Here is a 2,360-nt window from a genome sequence, read left to right as displayed (position 1 = left end):
GCGGGGGGCATGGGGAGCGGCTCCAACGGACGGCGGGGCGCATGGACGGCAGTCCTCCAGCCTACCGGTCCGCCCGGGTCACTCCCGTCGCCCGTCCCCCTCCCTCCGGTCCGCGGGCCGTTCGGGGCCGGCGGGGCCGCGGCGCACCGCACCGGGCGCGCTCCACTCCGAGCGCCTGCGCGCCCTCAGCCGGGCGCGCTCGGAGGACTCCAGCTGGTAGGGCACGGAGGTGACCATCACGCCGGGGGTGAACAGCAGGCGGCCCTTGAGCCGCAGGGCGCTCTGGTTGTGCAGGAGCTGCTCGTACCAGTGGCCGACGACGTACTCGGGGATGTAGACGCTGACCACGGCGCGCGGGCTGCTGCGGCGCAGGCCCTTGACGTACTCCACGACCGGCCGGGTGACCTCGCGGTAGGGGGAGTCCAGGGTTTTCAGCGGGATGTCGATGCCGCGCCGGTTCCACTCCTCGAACAGGGCGCGGGTCTCCTCGGGATCGACGTTGACGCTGAGGGCCTCCAGGGTGTCGGAGCGCATCATCTTGGCGTACGCCAGCGCCCGCAGGGTCGGCCGGTGGACCTTGGAGACCAGGACGATGGAGTGCACCCGCGAGGGCCTGGCCATCTCCTCCCGCCCGGCCTCGGCCGGCAGCGCCAGCTCCTCGGCGACCCGGTCGTAGTGGCGGCGGATGGCGGTCATCATCGCGTAGAAGAGCGCCATGCCGATGAGTGCGACCCAGGCGCCGTGGCTGAACTTGGTGACCAGCACCACCACCAGGACCAGGCCGGTGAAGAAGGCGCCGAAGGCGTTGATGGCGCGGGAGCGCTTCATCCGGCGGCGGGCGGAGGAGTCGGTCTCCTGGGCGAGGTGGCGGTTCCAGTGCCGGACCATGCCGGTCTGGCTGAAGGTGAAGGAGACGAAGACGCCGACGATGTAGAGCTGGATCAGCCGGGTGGAGTCGGCGTCGTAGGCGTAGACGAGCACGCCCGCGAAGACGGCCAGCAGCACGATGCCGTTGGAGAAGGCCAGCCGGTCGCCCCGGGTGTGCAGCTGGCGGGGCAGGTAGCGGTCCTGGGCGAGGATCGAGCCGAGGACGGGGAAGCCGTTGTAGGCGGTGTTGGCGGCCAGGAAGAGGATGAGCGCGGTGGCCGCGGCGACCAGGAGGAAGGGGAGCGAGCCGTTGCCGAAGACGGCCGCGGAGACCTGGGCGATGACCGGGTCCTGGTGGTAGTCGGGGCCGGCGGGGCGGCCGTCGATGAGGATGTCGGTGGCGGGCGTCTCGGACATCTTCACACCGGTGGCCAGGGCCAGGGCGATGATGCCGCCGAACATGGTGGCGGCCAGCCCGCCCATCAGCGCCAGGGTGGTCGCGGCGTTGCGGCTCTTGGGGCGGCGGAAGGCGGGGACGCCGTTGCTGATGGCGCCGACGCCGGTGAGGGCGGCGCAGCCGGACGAGAAGGCCCGCAGGAGCAGGAAGAGCAGGGCGAAGCCGGTCAGCTCCGCGGTCTCGGCGCTGACCTCGTATCCGGCGCTGGGCGCCGACATCTCGTCGCCCAGGACCAGGCCTCGGAAGGCGCCCCAGGCGATGGTGCCGAGCACGCAGGCGACGAAGAGGTAGGTGGGAACGGCGAATATCGTGCCGGACTCGCGTACGCCGCGCAGGTTCAGCACGGCCAGCAGCGCGATGACCGCCACCGCCGTGCCGGTCTTGTTCTCGGAGACGAACGGGATGGCCGAGGCGAGGTTCTCCACCCCGGCCGCGACCGACACGGCCACCGTCAGGACGTAGTCCACCAGCAGGGCGCCGGCGACGGTGAGCCCGGCACGGGGGCCGAGGTTGGCGGTGGCGACCTCGTAGTCGCCGCCTCCGGAGGGGTAGGCGCGGACGTTCTGCCGGTACGACGCGACCACCACGAACAGGAGCACGACGACGGCGAGGGTGATCCACGGCCCGAAGCGGTAGGCGGAGAATCCCGCGATGGAGAGCACCATCAGGACCTCGCCCGGGGCGTACGCGACCGACGACAGGGGGTCGGAGGCGAAGACCGGGAGGGCGATGCGCTTGGGCAGGAGCGTCTGGGTGAGCCGGTCGCTGCGCAGCGCACTGCCGATCAGGATCCGTTTGGACACGTCGGTCAGCTTGGACACGCAGAGGATCGTAAGCCTCACCTGGCCGGCCCACCCAACCGCCGCCGGGCCGGAGTGCGGCAGGTCACGACGGGAAGGCGGGGCCCGGGCGCCCCTCCCCGCGAGTTGCGGGAGGTGGGAGCGGGGCCAAGCATGGCCGTATGGCGGAGAGGACGGGCCGGCACGTGAACGGCGGCGACGGCGGTACGGACCGCACCGGCGGTACGGGCGGGAGC

Annotated in this window: 1 protein-coding gene; it reads right to left on the bottom strand. The window is 72.1% G+C overall.

What is annotated here, in order from left to right:
• Positions 1-78: 78 nt before the first annotated feature.
• A complete protein-coding gene (locus tag L7D48_RS28205; RefSeq protein WP_237883840.1) occupies positions 79-2,145 on the bottom strand; it encodes an APC family permease in 2,067 nt (688 codons plus the stop codon).
• Positions 2,146-2,360: the final 215 nt, after the last annotated feature.

The sequence above is a fragment of the Streptomyces sp. ICN903 genome, assembly GCF_022015835.1.
In the GTDB taxonomy this organism is placed as follows: domain Bacteria; phylum Actinomycetota; class Actinomycetes; order Streptomycetales; family Streptomycetaceae; genus Streptomyces; species Streptomyces fenghuangensis.
The sequence above is the reverse complement of the archived record's forward strand: the minus strand, read 5'-3'. Positions and strand labels throughout refer to the sequence as shown.